Raw genomic sequence first — 21287 nt, 5'->3', positions numbered from 1 at the left:
TTGTGTCGGGTTTCTACCGGGGGGGGATGTCTAACAATGAGGAATATATGACAAAGATGAATGACAGTGATGAAGTTGATATAAGTGATGAAGTTGATATAGATGTAGGGCTACGGGAGGCGGCAGCGCGTTATCCGGAGAAACTTGCGATACTGGATTCAAGCCGCCAGCTTAACTGGCGTGACTTTGATGCTAGGATCAATCGGGTCGCCAATAGCCTAATAAAAAACGGTATTAAACCCAATGATCGCATTGCCCTGTTAAACCGTAACTGCGTGGAATATATGGAAGTGTTTCTCGGCGGCCTCCGCGCCGGAGCCTGTATTGTGCCTCTGTCAACTCTGGCCGCACCAGAGACCCTGGCCCGGATGATACAGGACAGTGAAGCCAGAATGTTGTTTGTCTCACCAGACTATCTGGATATGATAACGCCCTATAAAGAGACGTTGACCAACTTGATCAATAGTGAAGCAGTAGGCGATGGTATTTTGATACTGCGCGGCGCGGACAGTAAACACCACAACCTGGAAGATTTAATTACCTCAGCCTCCATAGAAGCCCCGGACGTTGTCTTGTCACCGTCCCATGGTTTTAACCTGATCTATAGTTCCGGCACCACCGGAAACCCCAAGGGAATTATGCAGGACAGACAGTACCGTGCCCAGGAAACCAGTGACCTTCTGGCGGCTGGCTGGTTCGGGGAGAATAGCCGTACCCTTGTCTCAACCCCGCTTTATTCTAATACGACCCTGTTTCCCGTGTTTCCGACTTTGGTTTCGGGCGGCAGCCTATATATTATGGAGAAGTTTAATACGCTTGGGTTTTTGCAGCTCAGTCAGGAGCATGCCATCAACCATGCGGTACTGGTACCGGTACAGTATGAACGTCTGCTGGATGAGGTTGCATTTGGTCAGTATGACCTGTCAGCCTATCAGCTTAAGCTTTCCACCAGTGCCCCGCTCCATAAACATGTGAAAGAAGACCTATTACGGCGCTGGCCCTCAGGGGGACTTGTCGAGATCTACGGTATGACAGAAGGCGGGGTAACCTGTTTGTTACAAGCAGACCAGAGACCGGACAAGTTGGACACGGTGGGCCAGCCGGGATTGGGCTGTGACATCCGGATCATTAACGACCAAGGGGATATTCTGCCTCAGGGGGAGGCCGGGGAGATTATTGGCTGGTCCAGTAAGATGATGACGGGCTATGAGAAACGCCCCGAGGCCACCAAAGAGGCCAGCTGGTATGATGAAGACGGTAATCGCTATCAGAGAAGCGGCGACATTGGCTGGCTGGATGACGAGGGCTTTCTGCATTTAAAGGACCGCAAGAAAGACATGATCATCTCCGGCGGTTTCAATGTCTATGCTGTTGATTTGGAAAAAGCTTTGCTGGCTCATCCTGATATCATTGATGTGGCGGTCATTGGCGTACCCAGTAAACAGTGGGGCGAGACCCCGGTGGCCTATGTGGAGGTCAGAGACCACGACAGCTTTGATGCGGATGCCACAAAAGATGCGGTCAATGACAAGCTTGGCAAGGCACAACGGATATCCGAGATCCGGGTGATCGAACAATTACCACGCAGTCCCATAGGAAAAATACTGAAACGAGAATTGCGACAGGAAGAACAGGCATAGTGAACATGAGGCATGTGCATAGGGAGGCCCTGAGGAATTCCTCGGTATTGGTATTTATATTTGAATCTGAGGGACTCTATTTATGACGATTACATTTAAAGACAAAGTCGCCCTTGTGACGGGCGGCGGTAACGGCCTTGGCCGGGAATATTGCCTGGCGTTAGCGGGGCTTGGGGCGAGGGTGGTGGTGAATGACCTTGGGGGGACACTGGATGGCTCTCGTGGAGATACCGCCCAACCTGCCTCCAATCAATCTACCGCAGCCCAACCTGCTGCAGCCCTTTCTGCCGCAGAGAAGGTCGCCGCAGAACTCCGCAGCCTTGGCGGTGAGGCGATCGCCAGCACGGCAGACATCACTGACTATGATCAGGTTAAAGGGATGACTGAGGAGGCCATGAACAAATGGGGACGCATAGATATCCTGATTAATAATGCTGGTATCTTAAGAGACAAGACCTTCAGCAAGATGAGCCCGGAGGACTTCCAGAAGGTGGTGGATGTACATCTGTTCGGCACCATGAACTGCACGAAGCTGGTCTGGGATATCATGAAAGCGCAGGGCTATGGCCGTATCCTGCTGACCTCATCATCCAGTGGCCTGTTCGGGAACTTCGGCCAGAGCAACTACGGGGCCGCTAAAGCGGCCATGGTCGGCCTGATGAATGTGCTGCATCATGAGGGGGCTAAATATGACATCCGGGTTAACTGCCTGGCCCCCACGGCAGCAACGAGGATGCTGGACGGCTTGCTTGCCGAGAAGGTCGAAGCCCTGATGGCGCCGAAGTTGGTGGCCCCGGGGGCACTTTACCTTGTCAGTGACGAGGCGCCAAGCAAGACGATCCTGGGGGCCGGGGCCGGAAGTTTCTCTGTAATACGCATCTCGGAGACCCCTGGGGTTTTCTTGGGCGGGGAAGAGACGACGGTGGATGACGTGGCTAAAAACTGGGCAACTATCAGCAATCCCGAAGGCCAGACAGAAATGGCGGCGGCCTTTGAACAGACCAACAAGTTTGTGGAGCTGGCGGCCAAGTCACTGGGTATTACGTTGACTACAGATAGAGGGAGATAAGTCATGAGAGAAGCTGTAATAGTCTCCACGGCGCGCACCCCTATTGGTAAAGCTTACCGGGGGGCGTTTAATAATACCCCGGCGCCCACCTTAGCGGGCCATGCCATAAAGCAGGCGATTATAAGGGCCGGCATAGACGGCGCGGAAGTGGATGATGTGGTGATGGGCTCTGCGGTTCAGATGGGCTCAAGCTTTATGAATGTGGCCCGCAACGCGCTCATTCGGGCGGGATTGCCGATTACGGTACCCGGACAATCCATTGACCGTCAATGTGCGTCGGGCCTGATGGCCATTGCCATCGCGGCCAAACAGATCATCTGTGATGATATGACCATCACCATAGGCGGGGGGGGGGAGAGTATCTCCCTGAACCAGACGGCGGATATGTTTGTGATCAAGGATCCCTGGATTATACAACATAAGCCCGCGCTTTATATGACCATGCTGGAGACGGCAGAGATCGTCTCACAGCGCTATGGTATCAGCCGAGAGGCTCAGGATGACTATGCGCTGCAAAGCCAGCAGCGCACGGCCCTGGCGCAGGAGGCCGGGAGGTTCGATGATGAGATCGTCCCCCTGCCGTCGGTGATGAAGCTTCAGGATAAAGCCACAGGAGACTGGTCTGAAACTAAAGTGCTGCTGAGTAAGGATGAAGGCAACCGTCCCCAAACCACATTGGCGAACCTGCAAAAGCTTGTCCCTGTTCAAAGCCAGGGCCAGGAAGTGCAGGAGGGGAAGTTTATCACGGCCGGCAATGCCAGCCAGCTGTCTGACGGGGCGTCGGCCTGCGTGATTATGGAAGCCTCGGAAGCGGCCCGTAGAGGCTTAAACCCTTTGGGCATCTACCGGGGCATTGCGGTTGCGGGCTGGGAGCCGAGTGAGATGGGCATCGGGCCCGTCTTTGCGATCCCCAGGCTTTTGAAGACACATGGTTTGAGCATTGATGATATTGGTCTTTGGGAGCTGAATGAAGCCTTTGCCTGTCAGGTCATCTATTGTCGGGATAAGCTTGGCATTCCGGGTGATCGCCTGAATGTGAACGGCGGTGCCATCTCCATTGGTCACCCTTATGGCATGAGCGGTGCCCGTATGGTGGGCCATGCGCTGATAGAAGGCAAGCGGCGGGGGGTTAAATATGTGGTGGTCACCATGTGCGTGGGCGGCGGCATGGGGGCGGCCGGCTTGTTTGAGGTTTGTTAGGGGGATGAGGCATGAGACATAATTTCTGGTGATGTGAGCCGAATAAGCTTGATGAGTTCCTCCGTAGAAGTTGATCTCTGTACCACACAGATGGAGATTGATGAGGACCCGGGGTCGGGTTTTGGCAACCCCCAAGGCCTGTCACCTCTTTGGAATATTACGTCACGAGGCAGAATGATGAGCTAACGTAGCAGACAAAGCCAGAAAACTTAAGACCGTGTGACGGAAGTTACCCGGCCCTATTTTTTAGATTAGAAGATCTCCAGTATGTCATGATTTCTATGTTGAATGACGTGTTTTGAATGAAGGGTATTCCCTCGATAATTTCCTCTGGAGCTTAAGCGTATCAAGTTTGTATTTAGTTGCGTAATGCGTAAATATTTTAATTATTTATATATTACAGGATTACATATGACCTTCATGAGAGTCCCGCTTACGGGGATGTCCCGTCTTAATTTTGCCTGGGAAGTATTAAGACGAATTCCAGCTTATTCATCGGCATATTATGCCCATTTAGGATGCTCTGAGCAGGACAGGGGGGCTTTTTGCCGGGATGCTCACAAGTGGGGTTTGTTACAGTTTTGTTGATCCTGCATTGGATAGTCTGGAGGCCAGCCCATTCTGGCACCCGGGCCTCTGCCCCTATGTTTTGCAGGCGGATCATTACAGGGAAGAAGATCAGACCATTCCCTATATTCTGGACCTTGCCCAGTTAAACTGTGAGGTGATCAGCCTGCGGCAATCCCCAAACCTAACCCATTATGTCTTTAAGAAGGGCGGTAAATCCCTTCAACTCTGTTATCAGGCCGCTGGGGATGCTGCCATTCACTCACGGCATTTACGGTTTATCCTTCGCATGGGAAACCGATTAAATACGGTTGAAGAAAACCTCGCGGTGAAGCGTTTAAAACATCTTGTTAAAACGGGCAGGATTTGCGACAGGCTTTTTAAAACAAATACCGCCTCCGTAAAGTTCCATAGGCAATTGCAGGTCATGGCGCAGGTGACTAATAAGCGGCCCAGACAAGAAATTGCAGAAATATTCTTTGATAATAAAGACCGGATCAGGCAGGAAATCTCTGATCCTGAAAGCCATGTTAATAATATTGTGGGCTATGCTTTAGATAAGGCAGAAGACCTGATGAACGGCGCTTACGTTAAATACTTAAAGAAGCTCGATTCATAAGAATAGGAAAGAAATAATTAGTATTTTTTCCCTCTGCACAATGACCTTGCCTTCCCGCAAACTGTTTTTCTTGATTTAACCCATAAGGAAAAACACAGATGACAAAACCATCAGAGACCACTATCTCCAAAGGCTATTTAAACACCATTGAAGCGGGAGAATATCTTCGCTTAAGCTCTCATGCCTTACGGAATATGCGTATCACAGGCAATGGGCCTCTTTACCGCAAACATGGAAAGCTTGTGGTCTATGCTATGGAAGACCTTAAAGCCTGGTCAGACTCCCTCAGAAAATCGAGCACGTCTGATGCGTAAGGATTTAACGCGCATTGAGACGATTTCTCTGAGGGGCAGGCTGCACTATTATACCCGGTTTGGGCGGCCTGTTAGCAAGGTAACTATGCCGCCATATCGGGGGCTTGAATATTACCGGCCAGGGCAGCTCCTGGGATATATTCGGTGGCAGGCGGGGGAATATGGCAGTCGATTATGGCGGTTTATGATTTTACGGACGGTGAGCTTCACGGGTAAAAGCCCCTCACATCAAGTGGAAGGGGTGAGCCCAGGCGCTTATATTATCCTTGATGTGGAAGGGGCGCTTAAGGTACGGGCTGCTATGAACGTCATTGATCAGATTGAAAATATGGGGATAGATCCCGCAGAGGTTTCCCCGGCCTATTATGGTCATTTGCATCAGAGGATACTGACCAATCAACCTTATCACCGCTATAGCATGGAACAGCATCAGAGCTTTAGGCAGGAAGGGGAGATATCAGTATGACGCCCAGATATTTGATTATCATTCTTGCCGCAGTGAGCTGCCTATTGATTGGGGTTTCAATGACAGAGTTTGCCCCAAGAATACTCTATAATCCGTCGCCAAGTGCGCCGATGGGGTTTTACGTTATCCGTCATAAACGTGAGTTCAAAATCGGTGACTATGTGCTGATAGAGCTTCCTCAATCTGTCAGAGAATTGGCTTTAGAAAGAAGATATGTCGGGCCAGATATTCCGCTTCTGAAGAGAATATTCGCTCTATCAGGGGATCATATCTGTATCCGGCATGAGGTGATTTATGTGAACGATCAGGCTGTGGCTGACGTTAAAAACCACGATCTCTCAGGCCGCATAATGCCTGTCTGGAACGGATGTCGCAGGTTAAAAACCGGTGAGGTTTTCCTGCTCAGTCTTCACTCAGACTATTCCTTTGACAGCCGATATTTTGGCCCGATCTCGCGAAAGAAGATCATCGGTGTCGCCGTATATTTTTGAATATTTTGCAGGATAAGGGACGGTCTTAGCGTCGGTCTTAGTCATAGCCTTAGTCATAGGGCTAGGAGCCTATAGGGGAGAAAATTGGCTACTCTGTGGTTAAGGCCTGCTAACGGTTTCTGAGTAATAATATGCAGCAAGATGATTAAAATTGCCTCACAGATAGCACCGATGCTAACGCCGATCTGAAAAATACTAAAGCGTCCAAAAAAATAACGAGGGCTTTTCTCAAGGCGATATTTTCTGTGGGTTTTTGGGGCGAAAATATGGCCGAAATTTTGAAAAGAAATATAACAAGATAAAAGCGTCTTAGGCGCGGCGCTCCTAAGTCATTGTCTGCACATCTTTTTATCCGGCACCAAATTTTTTGGCCAAAAACAAAGCATTTTTGGTAAGCCCTTGAAGGTAAGAGATAATACCCCTGCCGTATTTTTTTAATCCAATTGTATCAATGACTTACCCATAGGAATAAATCATGACCAACATACCTGAAAATCCCTTCAAACCCAAGCTTGGTAAACCCGGAAACCGAGGTGACCGGTTCAGTAAACGGGTGTTGAAGAAAGTGAGAAGTCTGTCACATGGTATGTCTAGGCCATCATCTGATATGTCAGAGGGCAGAAGCGGCTATACTGGCGAGAGGATCGGCAGGGGTCACTGGGCCGGGAGATATAGTAATAGCCAATATGGCAAATCTGCCGTCCCTGCTGGGGCGCGGCAGGTCATTATTAAAGGCCGGATTATCAAGCTTGCTGGTACAAGTTATTCAAGGGCCATGTCGCATCTTCAATATATTGAACGGGAAGGGGTTGGGCAGGACGGAAAAGAAGCAGAATCCTACGGAAAGTTTGGTGATGATATTGACCTGAAGGAATTTCAAAACCGCAGCGAAGGCGACCGCCATCAGTTCCGTTTTATTGTCTCGGCAGAGGATGGCGTTGAGATTGAAGATCATAAGTCCTTCACCCGGGATTTAATGGCTAAAATGGAGCAGGATTTACAGACCAAACTTGACTGGGTAGCGGTTGATCATTTTGACACAGATCATCCTCATACACATCTTGTCTTAAGAGGTGTGGACGATAAAGGCAAAGACCTAATCATCGCCAAATCCTATATGAGTTACGGCATGAGAAATATGGCCTCAGATATCCTGACACAGGAACTCGGACCCCGCACAGAAATGGAAATCCTGCAACAGGTAAGACGACAGGTGGATCAGGACAGATTGACGGATATTGATCGGGATATTATCAACTACAGCCGGGCCCATATGATGCATCCAGATGGCGGGACCTATTCCGCCAATCTGGTCACAGCCCGTTTGAAGAAGCTTTCCAAAATGGGACTGGCCCAGTATCAGGGCAGTAACTATTGGCGATTGTCCCCAAATATGAAAGACACATTACAGATGATGGGGGAAAGGGGTGATATTATCAAAATTCTTCACCGTAATCTGTATGGCGCCGGCAAAGATAACTTAAAACAGAAAGCGCTGATTTTTGGCCTTGATGCAACCTCTCAAAACCATATCACAGGTGAACTGATCAAGGTTGGTTTGTCAGATGAACTTAACGACAGGCGCTATATCATTCTGGACGGCACAGACGGTAACCATTGGTATGTGGATATGGGAGAGCTGGAACAGATCAGTGATCTAAATCAAGGTATGATTATTTCTGTGAAAGCGGCTCACAAGCAAGCATCACAGGTGGATCATCGCATTGCGGCTATTGCCCATCAGAACGGCGGCATTTATAGTGAGGGGAAACATCGGGATTTTGATCCCAAAGCTAGCGCCGCCTATATCCAAAGCCATGTCCGTCGACTGGAGAGCTTGCGCCGTTATGGTATTGGAGAACGTGAGAAGGGTGGTATATGGAGAATCCCTCCTGATTTTACCAACTGTGTTGAGAAACTTCAGAAACAATTTGCACAAAAGGCGCCGATGGCAATGACCATCAATTCAGCTTATGCCCTAGATCAATTGGTAGATGGCGAAGGTTATGGTTGGTTGGATCGGAATCTTGATGAAAAGGAAAAGACTGGTCTGTTCTCAGGTGGCTTCGGCAGAAAAGTGCGTCAAGCCCTTGCTCAGAGACGGAGCTGGTTACTGAGACAAGGACTGATCCAGCAGAAGGGGGCAAGGTTCCTATATCCAAAAGATTTTGCGGCCAAGCTTGCCAAACGGGAAATGACAAAAATAGCCGTAACCATAGCTAAACAAACTGGCAAGAAATATTCTCCCATGGGGGACAAGGGTGACGTGAGTGGAACTTATGTCCGAAAGCTTAACCTTAAGAGTGGCCAGTATGCAATTTTGGAAAAGTCAAAAGAGTTTACCCTCGTCCCATGGCGACCCGTGATGGAACGTGCTAAAGGACAGGTTATTTCTGGTATGATTAGCCGAGGAAATATCAGCTGGTCAATCGGGCAGGGTGTTTGGTTCTAAAATTAATTGCAGCTAGATATTATCTGTAAAAGTCAGGACTTGATCTGACGGTTATGAATTATCGGCCAGCCAGCGCTTTTTGGGACGCGCTGTCCGATAATTCCTGTACAGTACCAATATTTTTGGACTGCACAAGCTCTTTGGCATCGTTCAGGGTTTGCATTGGGGTTTTACCGTAGCAATACTTCCCGGAATGAGGCCGTGTTTCGTTATAGCTTTTGAGCCATTCGTCCACGTCTTGCTGTAAATCATCCAATGAAGAATAAAGCTTTTTGCGGAAGGCAATAGAGTAAAACTCATCCTGCATGGTTTTGTGGAACCGCTCACAGATACCGTTGGTTTGCGGGCTATTGGCTTTTGTTCTGGTGTGGTCGATATTTTCGATTCCCAGATAAAGCTGATAGGCGTGGTTTTCGGCCTTCCCGCAATATTCGGTGCCACGGTCGGTGAGGATGCGCAACAGCGGAATGTTTTGCTCCTCATAAAATGGCAACACCACCGCATTAAGCGTATCGGCGGCGGTGATGGCTGTTTTCTCGGTATAGAGCCGTGCAAAGGCCACGCGGCAATAGGTGTCGATGAAGGTTTGCTGGTAAATCCGCCCAACACCTTTGATATTGCCGACATAGTAAGTGTCCTGCGAGCCGAGATAGCCCGGGTGCTGGCTTTCAATCTCTCCGTGTGCCTCACGTTTTGATTTTTGCTTTTCTAACGCAGCAACCTGTTCCTCGGTTAAAATAATCCCATCCTGCGCGACTTTGGCTTCCAGGGCTTTGAGACGTTTTTGCATCGTCTCCAGATCGTTGCGCAGCCACACCGAGCGAATGCCACCGGGCGAGATCAAGATGCCCGCCTTTCGAAGTTCATTGGCCGCGCGTTGCTGGCCGTAGGCCGGAAATTCAACGGCAATTTCGATGCAGGCACGCTCTACACTTTCCGCCACGCGGTTCTTGAGGATCGGCTTGCGGCGGCTGATTTCAATCAGCGCCTCTTCGCCGCCATTCTCATACAACTCCTTGTAGCGGTAAAACGTATCACGGCTGTAACCCATCACTTTGCACGCTTGGCTCACATTGCCAAGCTGCTTCGCCAACTCCAATACGCCTAATTTTGGTTTGATAATTTTTTCTTGATAACTGCTCATGTCTAACATCCTTTCTTATACAGTTTTTAAAGAATGTCAGATCAAGTCTCAACTAATACATATTATCAGCCCAGATTATTCTTATGTGTATTATGTGTTTTTTCAAAAGCAGACTTTTAAAATTGCCTAACAAACAGTATATCTTCAAATAAGTCGAATAGTGCGGCGCAAGTACTACAGCGCGGCACTATTACATTTTAATCAAGATTATTATTTCGTGTATTATCAGGATTTGATACTGGAGTATCAAGTCCGTTTATATTACGCACATGGTAATTAGGGTAATTGCCTTGGTTAATTTGGTTTACAAACTGACTACGGCTCATGTTGCCACCATTGTAATTGTCATGAAACTGTTGATTGCGACCAGTTTCACTTTCTCGTGTTACAGTTACTCTTTGACGTGCCATTTTTAAATCCTTCCTATAGGGGCTTGGCGTTAAAATTAACAATCAGGAAGATCATCCAGATTGTTCTTATTCGTATTGTCTCTATCGGTTCTCAAGTATTTGCCTGTTGAACCGTTGACAACCCGAATTTCTGTGCGGCCGCTCTTCCACGGAACGTGATATGTATGGACGTTATTTTCTATATCGTAAATTGCGTCACCACTTTTTCGTGGGGACCATGATGCATTAGGGTTACACAAAGATGTAATATCGCCATCTTCGTCTTTCCCTGTTCTAGTTACAGCTCTATCAGCCATTGTTAACTCCTATTTTGATCTATCGATAACATACAGATATATCTAACTCTTGCGTTTGTCAAGACATCTGGTATAATTTTATTCAATATAATCTAACGGCACTCTCAAGAAGAGGGTGCCGAATTGATTCTTGAAGGGTTGTAAAAATGTCATTAGCTGTGAAATTAAAAGAATTAAGGTTACGAAAGAAACAATCTTTACAACAAGTTGCTGACGCCATTGGAATATCAAAAACTCATGTATATGATCTAGAAAAAGGGAACAGTAAAAATCCATCTGTTGACTTATTAAAGCAATACTCTAATCATTTTGGTGTTCCTGTGAACACACTGATTGGTGAGGATTTAGCTGACAATAATGCAGACCCAGAATTAGTCAGAATGTTCCGCCAAGTTGGTGAGTTGGGTCCAGAAGATAAGCAGTTGTTGGATAGTATGATAAAAACAATGTTGGATCGGCAGAAAGCTAAAGAATGATAATTATCGATCGCATGGAATTAGAAGACGTTGGGGGTGACCCAGTAAAACTGGCACAAGCTGTCTTAGACCAAATTCCAGATAACTCATTTCCTATTCCAGTCCGTGAAATTGCAAGTGCGTTGAACATCTATGAGATAAAAGAAGAAAACAACATAAGTTTTGAAGGTGCATTAATAGCACCGGACAACAAGTCGGAAGGGGCTATTATTGTTCGAGGAGACCGCTCAGAACAGCGAAAACGATTTACTATTGGGCACGAGCTGGGGCATTACCTCAACCCATGGCATAAATCAGATAACCCAGCGGGATTTCAATGCACTACGGCTAATCTTGCAGCAGAGAAATCAGATAAAAATAATAAGTTGATGAGAATGGAAGCAGAAGCGAATGAGTTTTCTGCTGAATTATTGATGCCATATAATAAAATCAAACAATTTCTAAATTCAAACTCTGGTGCTGATATAGATCACATTATTCGGTTAGCCGAATTATTTGAAATTAGTAAGGAGGCAATGGCAAGAAGATATGCATTAACTAATTTTAATGACCCAACAGCTGTTATTTTCTCAAAAAACAAGAAGATTAGGTACGTAAAAAAACATGATGATTTTCCTTGGTTAAATGTCAAACATGCCTCTCCAATTCCTCATAACACAATCTCTTCCAAAAAAAATTTGATTATAGGAAAGGTATCTGCTTGGTCTACAGCAAGTCCAAGTGCGTGGGTTGACAGCAAGCCAAATATTTTGATCTTTGAACAAACATTAGCGCAAGCGAACGGTTTTCAAATCACCCTTTTAACTTATGAAGTAGAAGGCGATTCAGATGACAGAGATGATATAGATTTAGAGAATAGCTGGACCCCTAAATTTGCAAGAGGTCGATAATTTCAAATTATTACTCAAAAAGAAAACCTGACCAGATAATAGAATTAATGGAGCAGAGTAGATTGATTTTTCATATTACATTTTATCTCTAAAGCTCATTCTTAAAAATACAAACTTCCGCATTGGGTTCAGAGTGGATACTCAATTAAAAATAGCATAAACCCAATGTACATAAATTTATTTCTCGCACCTGATTATTTGCTAATCGATTCGCAGTATTTTGAGATTTATAACATCTTTTGCGAGTAACATCCTGTTTTGTGTGGAAATTTCTTCAATTATTTTTTCTGCGCTTTGGAAACTCTTGAAGAGTTCTAAGAAATGCAGAGAACTTGTGCCGCGACATATGAGTTAAGGCATTGTTTATCATAAATAAAATACCTTGACGATTCGTTTTTTTGCCCCTCTCCTGAATGTGTTTATTGACAAATTCAGGAGTGGATATGACCCCGACAAAAATACTTATTGGCCAGATGTTGATCACTTTTCTGGTGGTGATCGGCACGCTTTGGGCAGCAAGCCAATGGGCGGCTTTTATGCTGGGGTATCAGGCGCGGCTCGGTGTGCCGTGGTTCAGTATTTTTGATTATCCTGTTTACTACCCCTGGCGCCTGTTCGAATGGTGGTACGCTTTTGAAGTCTACGCCCCGGCAGTATTTTACAAAGCCGGGGGTCTCGCTGCTGCCGGCGGGATTATGGGAACGTTCGTCGCCATCATTGGATCCCTCTGGCGCGCCCGCGAACAGAGCAGGGTAACGACCTACGGTTCCGCTCGTTGGGCGGATAAGTCAGATATCAGGCAGGCTGGGTTGCTCAAACCCAAAGGCGTGTTCCTTGGACAATATGATGGGGGTTATCTGCGCCATGACGGGCCGGAACATATCATGACCTTCGCACCGACCCGTTCCGGTAAAGGGGTGGGACTTGTGATCCCGACTTTGCTCAGTTGGACGGGCAGTGTGGTGGTTCATGATTTGAAGGGCGAGAACTGGCAACTGACCTCGGGCTGGCGGTCCACATTCTCTCACTGCCTGTGTTTTAACCCCACAGATATTTCCAGTGTTCACTGTAACCCGCTGATGGAAGTCCGGCGTGGCCTGAATGAAGTGCGGGATGTACAGAATATCGCTGACATTCTGGTCGACCCCGAAGGCAGTCTTGAGCGGCATAACCACTGGGAAAAAACAAGTCATTCATTGCTGGTGGGAACCATTCTACATGTGCTCTATGCTGAGGAAGAGAAAACCCTGTCCCGTGTGGCAGAAGTTTTAAGTGATCCCGCCAAGTCTTTCAAAAACACATTGAAGGATATGCTGATCACCAACCATCTCGGCGATTATCAAAACCCCAAGCCTCATCCTGTTGTCGCTGTGACCGCCCGCGAACTTCTCAATAAATCAGAAAACGAACGCAGCGGCGTGTTGAGTACGGCGTTGAGTTTCCTCAGCCTTTACCGCGATCCTGTCGTCAAAGAGGTAACGTCCAAATCTGATTTTACCGTGATGGATTTGATCAAGGCGGAGAAGCCGGTATCGCTCTATCTGGTGGTGCCACCCAGTGACCTCAGTCGTACCAAACCGCTGATGCGCCTGATCCTCAATCAAATCGGTCGTCGCCTGACGGAGAAATTGGAAGCTAAGGCAGGTGAGAGCCGACAACTTCTCCTGATGCTGGACGAATTCCCGGCTTTGGGTCGTCTGGATTTTTTCGAAACCTCATTGGCCTTTATGGCAGGTTACGGTATCCGGGCTTTCCTGATTGCTCAAAGCCTCAATCAAATATCCAAAGCGTATGGTGAGAACAACAGCATTCTGGATAATTGTCATGTGCGTGTTGCCTTTGCCACCAATGATGAACGCACAGCCAAACGTATCTCTGACAGTTTGGGGGCTGCTACAGAATTGCGTTCCCAGAAAAATTATGCGGGGCACCGTCTGTCGCCGTGGCTCGGTCATGTGATGGTCTCCCGCCAGGAAACGGCCCGGCAGTTGCTGACCCCAGGTGAAGTCATGCAATTGCCCATGGACGAAGAGTTAGTGCAGATCGCAGGTCTGCCGCCAATCCGGGCGCAGAAGCTGCGCTATTATGAGGATCAGAACTTTACCACAAGGATTCACCCGCCTGCGGCAACGCTCATCACAGAAGCTATTTCTGAAAATACTTCCGACTGGCAGGATTGTCAGGCAGATGTAGATGCCCGACTGGTCACGCCAGATGATCAAAATAATGGCATGGCGCGTTTAACCAGCGAAGGATCAATAGAACATGTCCCCATATTGACGCCGGAACAAGAAACCCCAGTACCATCCATTGATATCTTCGAAGTGATTGATCCGGATGTGGATGAGACGAGCCTTGAAGCGGATAAATATCAGCTGAATAGCTTCCAGCGCGCGGCGGCTTTTGATGATGAGGCGGATCTCCCCCTGGATTTGGGAGATGGCCGTTGAAACCGCGCATCAATGTTTATCTGGAGTATGAGCTTCTTAAAAAAGTTGAAAAGTTCGGCGCTAAAACCGGCCTCAGCAAGTCCGGTCTTGTGGAAATCGCGGTGGCGCAGTTTCTGTCCCCGGAAGGCGCTGATAAAAGAGAGGCAGCCATTGCGAAACGGCTTAATCAACTGACCCGGCAGTTCGGCAGGTTAGAGCGCGATCTGGCCATCCAGCTGGAGGTCACAGCCCTGTATATTCAATATTACCTGACCATAACGCCGCCGATACCGATCCGGGATCAGAAAGCCGCTCGCGCTACGGGCCATGAACGGTTTGAGAATTTCCTCACCCATCTTGGCAAGCGCTTATCGCAGGGCCCAAGCCTCAGTGACAAGGTGGTCAATGACATCAAGGTACGGGAACAGGATTTTTTTTCTATTGATCTGGATGACCAGAATCTGGAGAAGAAGGATGACTGACCTAAAAATGATATCCGAGGCACGCAAAATTGCCATGCTGAAGACCGCCTTTGGCCCGGAAATCACGGCAGCTTTAACCGACGCCTCTGTCATCGAAGTCATTGTCAATCCGGACGGAAAACTCTGGCTGGAAAGCCAAATGGCTGGGCGTCAATTTACCGGATATATTCTGACGGTAGAAGCCCGCGAACGCATTATCCGTCTGGTGGCAAGCCACGTGGAGCAGGGCACCGATAAGAATTCTCCTATCATCAGTGCAGAGCTTCCCCTTGTTTTATTGGGCGGCGGCGAGCGATTTGAAGGGCTCTTACCGCCTATCGTCACGGCCCCCGCTTTTGTGATCCGCAAACCCAACGCACAAATTCTGACATTACCCGATTATGTGACAGCGCAGGTGATGCAGCCTTGGCAGCATGAGATCCTCATGAAGGCTATTGAGGCGCATCACAATATCCTTGTGGTCGGCGGCACCGGCTCCGGCAAAACCACTTTGGCCAATGCCTTGCTGCAGGAAGTGGCGAAAGGTCATGAGCGCATAATACTCATCGAAGACACAAGGGAACTGCGCTGCGCTGCAGGCGACCTTGTCCGCCTTAAAACGAGGCCTCATATCGCAAGCCTATCTGATCTGGTGCGCAGTACATTACGCCTGCGTCCGGACAGGATCATCATTGGTGAAGTGCGGGGCGGCGAGGCACTGGATATGCTGAAAGCCTGGAACACCGGACATCCGGGCGGCATTGCCACCTTGCATGCCAATTCGGCGCATGGCGCGCTGCTCAGGCTCGAGCAACTCATACAGGAAGTGGTGCATGAGGTACCGCAGCGTCTGATCGCGGACGCCATTGATCTGATTATCTTTATCGAAGGGCGGGGCAGTTCCCGCCATCTCAAAACATTGGCGCAGGTCACCGGTTTTACGGACGGTGACTATTGTCTCAACCATCTTACCCCTCAACCTTAACCTCTAAATTTGGACCTTAACCCTTCAGGAGAAACTGATATGCCCTATTCTAAATTATTCCTTCGATCCCCCTATATGACGGCACTGATCGCCGTAGCGGCGCTGAGTATCTTGAGCTCTAACACTCAGGCCGCTGGCACGAGTATGCCGTGGGAAGCCCCATTACAGGCGATCCTCGACAGTATCGAAGGTCCCGTTGCCCGCATTGTCGCGGTGCTGGTGATTACCATAACCGGTCTCACCCTGGCTTTTGGCGATACGGGCGGGGGGTTCCGCAAACTGGTGCAGATTGTCTTTGGTCTCTCCATTGCCTTTGCCGCCACCAGCTTCTTTCTGGCCTTCTTCTCCTTTGGTGGCGGGGCCGTCATCTCATGAGCAGCCACATCCCCGGATTTGAAATCCCCCTCCATCGGTCCCTGACGGAGCCCCTGCTTATGGCAGGGGCGAGCCGGTCGGTGACCATTGTCATTGGTACCTTGTCGGCAGCCATTGGTCTCGGTCTTCAACTCTGGCTCGTGGGGCTGATCATCTGGGTTAGTTGTCAGAGCATTGCAGTGTACCTGACAGCCAAAGACCCTGACTTCATGGAGGTGGGCCTCAAGCATCTTCGCCATAAAAATTATATGGGAGTTTGAATTATGTTTTATCTGAATGAATATCAATCCAAAGCCAAGAAACTGCAGGATCATATCCCCTGGGCCGGGCAGGTGGCACCATCTGTAGTGTTGAACAAAGACGGCGGATTCATGCGCTGTATCAGATTGAGAGGACCGGATCTGGAAAGCAGCGGGGAAAGTGGCCTCATTATGCTTCATGCCCGGCTTAATGATACCTTAAAGCGTTTTGGCACGGGCTGGGCGTTGTTTTTTGATAGCGCGCGCATTCCGGTGCGGGACTATCCCGGGTCTGATTTTCCGGATCCTGTGAGCGCGCTTGTGGAGGAAGAACGTAAAGCCCGTTTTGAAAGCGGTGATCACTTTGAGAATATCACGACGCTCTGCCTTTTTTGGTTGCCCCCGGAAGATCGGACGCAAGGCCTGAGCCATCTCTTTCTGGAACAAGGCGCAAAGATCGAAAAACCTGCAGAAAGAATTCTAGCGCGTTTTTTAGGGCAAAGCGATAAAGCCATTGGATTGCTGATGGAGACTTTACCGGAAGTGATGGTCTTGGCGAATGGGGATCTTCTCACCTATCTACATGGCACCATCTCTAATCGCCGCCATCCGGTCAAATTGCCGGAAGTACCCTTCTATCTGGATGGATTACTCAGTGATGAGCCCTTGATAGGGGGCCTCAGTCCTATGATGTGTCAACGATTTTCCGGACAGTTTGTTAAGCTACTTTTGTGATATTCTCGTATTCTATTGGTGATAGGTAATTATTAGCAGAATGGATTCTGTTTTGATTATAAAATACTTCAATATATTCAAATATAGCGTCATTAGCCTCCTCTTGGTTTTCAAATTGCTGTTGATGTACTAATTCTGTTTTTAGGGTATGGAAAAAGCTCTCAGCTACCGCATTATCCCAACAATTCCCCTTCCTGCTCATACTCTGAATAACGCCATGATCTTTCAAGATAGCGCGGTGACTGTCAGAGGCATATTGGCTACCGCGATCTGTATGCCAAACCAGTCCATGAGCGGGTTTTCGCTTCCAAACAGCCATCAAAAAAGCATCATTGACCAACGACGCCCGCATATGGGTTGCCATAGACCATCCAACAACATTCCGAGAGTAAAGATCAATCACAGTAGCAAGATATAACCAGCCTTTCTTAGTGGCGACATAGGTAATGTCCCCGACCCAATATTGGTTCATCTGATCCACATCAAACCGCCTTTCCAATAAGTTCGGAGAGATTTTATGTGTGTGATTAGAATCCGTTGTCACGCGGAACTTCCGCCTGGTTTTACAGCGTAAATCGGCTTCTTTCATCAATCGACCAATGCGTTTTCGGCCTATAAATTTATTCTTCAATATCAGCTCTTCTTTAATTCGTCGTGTCCCATACGTCTGGCGGCTGCTTTTGAAAATGTCTTTAATATCTTTCGTCAAAACCTGATCCTGCTGAGCCCGCTGGCCTATGGGTACTTCTAGCCAATGATAATAAGAGCTCCGGCTGACTTTCATAAACCGGCAAAGCACTGAAGTTGGATAATCGGGCTTGTGTTCGTTGATCCACGCATACTTTGCTATATTTCCTTCGCAAAGTATGCGGCCGCTTTTTTTAATAGGTCACGCTCCTGCGTGACTTGAACAAGTTGTTTCTTTAAACGTTTAATTTCATCAAAATGATGCTCTTTAAGGGAGCTTTGGCTTTCTGATGGAGGTCCGTATTTGCTAATCCAAGTATGTAGAGTATTGTGATTAATTCCTAAATTATTCGCTGTTTGAGAAACAGGTTGATCTGATTCAAGCGCTAACTTAATAGCATTCTCTCTGAATTCGGATGTATATGTAGTGACTTTTCGTTTGGACATGTATTTCTATTCCTTAGGGGTAAAATTTCTTTTAGCCTACTTGTCCGAAATAGGGTAGCCACATCACTGATGTTTGAGCCGCCCCGCGATGTGGCCAGCTTAAGAAACAACCCCCTTGGTCTTTACATTCACGACCTCAACTGGAGCCGAGATTTTAATCCGAATACATCAAACACTAAAGGAACTTTAAAATGAAACATCTGATTATGACCATACCGCTTATTCTGCTCACCGCTTGTACGGCAAGCCAGCAACATGTTCTGCCATCGCCTCCCGAAGAGTTTGCCCCTGCTATCGAGGTTAAACATGTGCCGGATGAAGTCAAAATCATTGAGGTGCCGAAGGTCTTGGCGCTTCCAGGGCAATTGAAAGAGTTTCCTGAAGAAAGGCCAGTTAAGGAACTAACCCCTATAGAGGCGATAACAAAAGCCCAGAAAAAAGCCCTCTGGAAACCAAATGAAGGGCGGTATTTTAATGCCATTCAACATTACCCCTATGCTAAAGGGGCGCTTTACCAGCTTTATACGTCCCCGGAACATGTGTCCGACATAAGCCTTGAAGCGGGCGAGAGCCTCACGGCCATGTCCGCAGGCGACACGGTGCGCTGGATCATTGGTGATATGGTGAGCGGAACAGGGGCTGAGGCGCAGGTTCATATATTGGTCAAACCCATAGAAGCAGGTCTCTCCACTAATCTGGTGATCATTACCGACCGCCGGAGTTATTATCTGGAACTGAAAAGCCTGAAGACGACTTATATGGCGGCCCTCAGTTGGAGCTATCCCCAGAGTGAAATGAAACGGTTAAAGCAGCATAATATTCTAGCGCAATCAAAGAGCCATAATACAGTTGGTACGGACTTAAATCTGAATGAGCTCAACTTTGCTTACAGTATCACCGGCGATACTCCAGACTGGAAACCCTTCCGTGCCTTTGATGACGGCAAAAAAGTCTATATCGAGTTCCCGAGGGATATTGCCACAGGAAAGGCGCCGCCTCTTTTTGTTTTAGGCAAGAAAGGTCAAGTGGAACTGGTCAACTACCGCATGAAGGGTCGTTATTATGTGGTGGACCGTTTGTTTAAAGCTGCCGAACTACGCCTTGGCGAAGACCCGCAGCAGAAGATTACAATCACCCGAAAATCCAAGAAACAAATCAGAAAATTGGCCAAAAAAACAAAAAAGGGGGCATAAATGACGGATACTCTGGAAATCAAAACCAAACCGCAACCTGTCAGCCGCCTGAACAAAAAGATGGTCATTCTTGCGTCAGGTCTGGTCATTGGGCTTTTGGTGGGGGTTAGCTTTTATGCCCTTGAGCCCAAAGACAAACAGGCTGAACCGCAGAAAGAGCTTTATAATATTACCCATAAACGCATTGCGGAAGGGTTAGAGGATCTGCCGAAAAGCTATAAGGATGTGCCACAATTGGGCGCACCCTATATGGGGGATACAGCACCCGCACTTCATGCCGCAGAAGTAAATGCGGGGCTTGCTCTTCCTGCGGACCAGCCTTTCAGGCCCTCTCAAATGGAAGAGAACTTGCGGGCGGAGCGGATTAAAAAAGCCCGCCGGAAGATGCAAGCAGAAGAGTCAGGTGTGTTTTTCCGCACTTCAGGGACTAAGGCTGAAGCTGGTGCAGGGCATATGCCGTCCTCAGCAACGGACGGCCAATATGATGGAACATCCTTCTCGGCGCTGGCGCAGCAGGCTTTACCCATTACAGCGTCCGTTCAGGATAAGAAGAAGGCCTTTCTGGAAAGCCCGGGAAAACATTCTGGGGTGAGCAAGCATGGTTTACGGGAACAGCTTTCACCCTATAGCCTTCTGTCCGGCACGGTGATCTCGGCCAGTTTGATCACAGGGATTAACAGTGATCTACCGGGGCAAGCCTTGGCGCAAGTCACTAAAAATATCTATGACACGGTCACAGGAAACTATCTTCTGATCCCGCAGGGCTCCAGATTAATAGGTCGCTATGACAGTGAAATCTCAAGCGGTCAACAAAGGGTGCTGGTGGTCTGGGAGCGGATCATCAGGCCCGACGGTAGTAGCATCCAGATTGATAATCTTAGCGGCACCGACAAAGCGGGATACGCCGGATTGTCTGACAATGTGGACTGGCACACAGGTAAACTCCTGAAAGGCATTGGTCTTGCAACCTTACTCGGGGTGGGAAGTGAGCTTGCCTACGGCGGCGCGGACGGCACGCTCGCCGAAGCGATCCGGGACAGCAGTCAATCCAACATCAATCAGGCCGGACAGAAGATCATTGATCAGAACTTGAGTATCCCGCCCACCATCACCATTCGTCCCGGCTGGCCTGTTCGGGTCATTGTGGGCTCGGACATCATCCTCACACCCTTTGGAGAAACATCATGAGCCTTTTAAGAATAAAGAAAATCACGGATAGAACCCCGGTTAAGATCACCTTATCTCTGCCGCCGGAGACCCACTCTGATTTACTGAAATATGCAGAAATATACCGACAAGAGCATAGTTGTACCGAAACGCCGCAAGTTCTGGCCGTTCATATGATCACGGCCTTCATTCAAAGTGATAATGGCTTTAAAAAAGCAAAACAATCATTGTGAGATGACCCAAGGTAGCTGAGTAAGGATATTTACCAAGTTCTTGTGTCAAAAATCTCCTGTTTTTAATTCAAAATGCTTTTACCACCTGACGTCCAGACAGCAACAGATCTTCCGCGCCAAGACCCCGTGAAGACTGTTGCCGTTCATGTCAATGAGCATTTAATATTGACCCGGGATTTGCATATTAAATTGACCCATTTCAGGCGGAGTGTCAGGTTAAAAAAACGCTGTTTTTCCTTTGTTTGCAAGCAATTAGTGCCCGTGTCAAAAACATAGTGCCAATAACCCACCTTGTCTTATGA

Annotated in this window: 23 protein-coding genes and 1 pseudogene; 20 read left to right on the top strand and 4 right to left on the bottom strand. The window is 48.1% G+C overall.

What is annotated here, in order from left to right:
* The first annotated feature begins 47 nt into the window (after nucleotides 1-47).
* The 9 genes from FIV45_RS12445 to FIV45_RS12410 all read left to right on the top strand — a co-directional run bounded on the left by FIV45_RS12445 (nucleotide 48) and on the right by FIV45_RS12410 (nucleotide 8818).
* Nucleotides 48-1640 (top strand): class I adenylate-forming enzyme family protein, encoded by a 1593-nt coding sequence (locus tag FIV45_RS12445; protein WP_204602105.1) that lies wholly within the window; start codon nucleotides 48-50, stop codon nucleotides 1638-1640.
* An 82-nt stretch (nucleotides 1641-1722) separates the two neighbouring features.
* Nucleotides 1723-2709: an SDR family NAD(P)-dependent oxidoreductase gene (locus tag FIV45_RS12440; protein ID WP_139932347.1), complete on the top strand. Its 987-nt coding sequence runs from the start codon at nucleotides 1723-1725 to the stop codon at nucleotides 2707-2709.
* A gap of 3 nt (nucleotides 2710-2712) precedes the next feature.
* Entirely contained in the window at nucleotides 2713-3909 is a 1197-nt protein-coding gene (locus FIV45_RS12435; protein ID WP_139932346.1) for an acetyl-CoA C-acyltransferase, read from the top strand.
* Between the two features lie 369 nt (nucleotides 3910-4278).
* Complete coding sequence (locus FIV45_RS18975) at nucleotides 4279-4497, top strand: transcriptional regulator domain-containing protein (protein ID WP_412973712.1); 219 nt, start codon at nucleotides 4279-4281, stop codon at nucleotides 4495-4497.
* Nucleotides 4463-5095, top strand: coding sequence for a hypothetical protein (locus FIV45_RS12430; protein ID WP_099470695.1), 633 nt, complete (start codon nucleotides 4463-4465; stop codon nucleotides 5093-5095). The genes FIV45_RS18975 and FIV45_RS12430 overlap by 35 nt, the downstream gene beginning before the upstream one ends.
* A gap of 98 nt (nucleotides 5096-5193) precedes the next feature.
* Complete coding sequence (locus FIV45_RS12425; protein ID WP_099470694.1) at nucleotides 5194-5409, top strand: MerR family transcriptional regulator; 216 nt, start codon at nucleotides 5194-5196, stop codon at nucleotides 5407-5409.
* Nucleotides 5306-5875, top strand: coding sequence for a DUF2840 domain-containing protein (locus FIV45_RS12420; RefSeq protein ID WP_099470693.1), 570 nt, complete (start codon nucleotides 5306-5308; stop codon nucleotides 5873-5875). The genes FIV45_RS12425 and FIV45_RS12420 overlap by 104 nt, the downstream gene beginning before the upstream one ends.
* On the top strand, nucleotides 5872-6366 hold the full coding sequence (traF, locus tag FIV45_RS12415) for a conjugative transfer signal peptidase TraF (RefSeq protein ID WP_099470692.1): 495 nt from the start codon (nucleotides 5872-5874) through the stop codon (nucleotides 6364-6366). Before FIV45_RS12420 ends, traF begins: the two co-directional genes overlap by 4 nt.
* A 475-nt stretch (nucleotides 6367-6841) precedes the next feature.
* A complete protein-coding gene (locus FIV45_RS12410) occupies nucleotides 6842-8818 on the top strand; it encodes a DUF3363 domain-containing protein (RefSeq protein ID WP_099470691.1) in 1977 nt (658 codons plus the stop codon).
* Between the two features lie 58 nt (nucleotides 8819-8876).
* Here FIV45_RS12410 and FIV45_RS12405 read toward each other — a convergent pair whose 3' ends face one another.
* The 3 genes from FIV45_RS12405 to FIV45_RS12395 form a co-directional block, all read right to left on the bottom strand.
* Entirely contained in the window at nucleotides 8877-9962 is a 1086-nt protein-coding gene (locus FIV45_RS12405; RefSeq protein ID WP_139932303.1) for an IS481 family transposase, read from the bottom strand.
* 197 nt (nucleotides 9963-10159) lie between these two features.
* On the bottom strand, nucleotides 10160-10372 hold the full coding sequence (locus FIV45_RS12400) for a hypothetical protein (protein WP_099471995.1): 213 nt from the start codon (nucleotides 10370-10372) through the stop codon (nucleotides 10160-10162).
* 35 nt (nucleotides 10373-10407) lie between these two features.
* Nucleotides 10408-10668, bottom strand: a complete 261-nt coding sequence (locus tag FIV45_RS12395) for a DUF3892 domain-containing protein (RefSeq protein WP_099471994.1) — start codon at nucleotides 10666-10668, stop codon at nucleotides 10408-10410.
* Between the two features lie 146 nt (nucleotides 10669-10814).
* On the opposite strand from FIV45_RS12395, the gene FIV45_RS12390 reads away from it, so the two are divergent.
* The 8 genes from FIV45_RS12390 to FIV45_RS12355 all read left to right on the top strand — a co-directional run bounded on the left by FIV45_RS12390 (nucleotide 10815) and on the right by FIV45_RS12355 (nucleotide 17258).
* Nucleotides 10815-11144: a helix-turn-helix domain-containing protein gene (locus FIV45_RS12390; RefSeq protein ID WP_099471993.1), complete on the top strand. Its 330-nt coding sequence runs from the start codon at nucleotides 10815-10817 to the stop codon at nucleotides 11142-11144.
* On the top strand, nucleotides 11141-12034 hold the full coding sequence (locus tag FIV45_RS12385; protein ID WP_099471992.1) for an ImmA/IrrE family metallo-endopeptidase: 894 nt from the start codon (nucleotides 11141-11143) through the stop codon (nucleotides 12032-12034). The genes FIV45_RS12390 and FIV45_RS12385 overlap by 4 nt, the downstream gene beginning before the upstream one ends.
* A 443-nt stretch (nucleotides 12035-12477) precedes the next feature.
* Nucleotides 12478-14484 (top strand): conjugal transfer protein TraG, encoded by a 2007-nt coding sequence (locus FIV45_RS12380; RefSeq protein WP_099471991.1) that lies wholly within the window; start codon nucleotides 12478-12480, stop codon nucleotides 14482-14484.
* Nucleotides 14481-14945 (top strand): CopG family transcriptional regulator, encoded by a 465-nt coding sequence (locus FIV45_RS12375; RefSeq protein ID WP_099471990.1) that lies wholly within the window; start codon nucleotides 14481-14483, stop codon nucleotides 14943-14945. Before FIV45_RS12380 ends, FIV45_RS12375 begins: the two co-directional genes overlap by 4 nt.
* Nucleotides 14938-15909 carry a P-type conjugative transfer ATPase TrbB gene (trbB, locus tag FIV45_RS12370; RefSeq protein WP_165776958.1) on the top strand — a complete coding sequence of 324 codons (972 nt, stop codon included), beginning with the start codon at nucleotides 14938-14940 and terminating at the stop codon, nucleotides 15907-15909. The genes FIV45_RS12375 and trbB overlap by 8 nt, the downstream gene beginning before the upstream one ends.
* A gap of 39 nt (nucleotides 15910-15948) precedes the next feature.
* Nucleotides 15949-16284: a TrbC/VirB2 family type IV secretion system protein gene (locus tag FIV45_RS12365; RefSeq protein WP_099471989.1), complete on the top strand. Its 336-nt coding sequence runs from the start codon at nucleotides 15949-15951 to the stop codon at nucleotides 16282-16284.
* Nucleotides 16281-16544 carry a VirB3 family type IV secretion system protein gene (locus FIV45_RS12360; RefSeq protein WP_099471988.1) on the top strand — a complete coding sequence of 88 codons (264 nt, stop codon included), beginning with the start codon at nucleotides 16281-16283 and terminating at the stop codon, nucleotides 16542-16544. The genes FIV45_RS12365 and FIV45_RS12360 overlap by 4 nt, the downstream gene beginning before the upstream one ends.
* Nucleotides 16545-16547: 3 nt before the next feature.
* Complete coding sequence (locus tag FIV45_RS12355) at nucleotides 16548-17258, top strand: hypothetical protein (RefSeq protein ID WP_099471987.1); 711 nt, start codon at nucleotides 16548-16550, stop codon at nucleotides 17256-17258.
* On the opposite strand, the pseudogene FIV45_RS12350 reads toward FIV45_RS12355, so the two are convergent.
* Nucleotides 17242-18392: pseudogene (locus FIV45_RS12350) on the bottom strand (IS3 family transposase). The gene FIV45_RS12355 and the pseudogene FIV45_RS12350 sit on opposite strands and share 17 nt — an antisense overlap.
* A gap of 191 nt (nucleotides 18393-18583) precedes the next feature.
* Here FIV45_RS12350 and trbG point away from each other — a divergent pair.
* Genes trbG through FIV45_RS12330 form a run of 3 tightly spaced genes read left to right on the top strand, consistent with a single transcriptional unit; the run spans nucleotide 18584 to nucleotide 20985 of the window.
* A complete protein-coding gene (gene trbG / locus FIV45_RS12340; RefSeq protein ID WP_139932345.1) occupies nucleotides 18584-19585 on the top strand; it encodes a P-type conjugative transfer protein TrbG in 1002 nt (333 codons plus the stop codon).
* Nucleotides 19586-20773 (top strand): TraB/TrbI/VirB10 family type IV secretion system protein, encoded by a 1188-nt coding sequence (locus tag FIV45_RS12335; protein WP_139932344.1) that lies wholly within the window; start codon nucleotides 19586-19588, stop codon nucleotides 20771-20773.
* Nucleotides 20770-20985 carry a DUF2274 domain-containing protein gene (locus FIV45_RS12330; RefSeq protein ID WP_099470703.1) on the top strand — a complete coding sequence of 72 codons (216 nt, stop codon included), beginning with the start codon at nucleotides 20770-20772 and terminating at the stop codon, nucleotides 20983-20985. Before FIV45_RS12335 ends, FIV45_RS12330 begins: the two co-directional genes overlap by 4 nt.
* Nucleotides 20986-21287 lie beyond the last annotated feature (302 nt).

This window comes from Paremcibacter congregatus, from assembly GCF_006385135.1.
GTDB classification, from domain to species: Bacteria; Pseudomonadota; Alphaproteobacteria; order Sphingomonadales; family Emcibacteraceae; genus Paremcibacter; species Paremcibacter congregatus.
This window is presented reverse-complemented; position numbering and strand designations above follow the sequence as displayed.